Below are 508 nucleotides of genomic sequence, written 5' to 3'. Positions count from 1 at the left end.
GTTGATGTCGTCGCTCATCAGCTTCACGAGGTCCGTTGCCGGGGCCGCTGCAGCGACACCGAGAAGCTTCAGCTCAGGAGCGTAGGCGTTTGCGATCATCCCGGCGAAGAGCGCGGCCTGCCCGCCTTGTGAATGCCCCCAAACCGTGAAGTCCTTGCCATCGCCTGCGCGGGGAACGGAGCGTGCCGCGCACAATATCAATCACGGCTCGACCCTCGCTCTCACCGACCAGGTAAGGATGCGGGCCCGGCGTACCGAGCCCTGGATAATCGGTCGCCGCAACGACGAAGCCACGGGAGATCATCGAGCGAAGTCCCTGGATCTGCTGGAACAGAAAAATGGCGAGCGATGGGGCGCAACGCGGGACGATACCCGAAGTCGGATGTGCCCAAGCAACGATCGGACGTCCGCCGAGCGCGGGCGTGCCTTGCGGAACGATGACGACGCCGGACACAAAGACCGGCCGACCGTTCAGCCCCGTCGAGCGATAGAGCACGCGATAAGTGGA

1 protein-coding gene is annotated in these 508 nt (G+C 64.0%); it reads right to left on the bottom strand.

The features are described 5' to 3' along the window. Positions 1 to 99, bottom strand: a 99-nt coding sequence (locus IVB01_RS31245) for a lipase family protein (protein WP_247495160.1), incomplete at its 3' end; no start/stop codon positions are given. Between the last annotated feature and the right edge of the window lie 409 nt (positions 100 to 508).

Source organism: Bradyrhizobium sp. 164 (assembly GCF_023073715.1).
Lineage (GTDB): Bacteria > Pseudomonadota > Alphaproteobacteria > Rhizobiales > Xanthobacteraceae > Bradyrhizobium.
The sequence above is the reverse complement of the archived record's forward strand: the minus strand, read 5'-3'. Positions and strand labels throughout refer to the sequence as shown.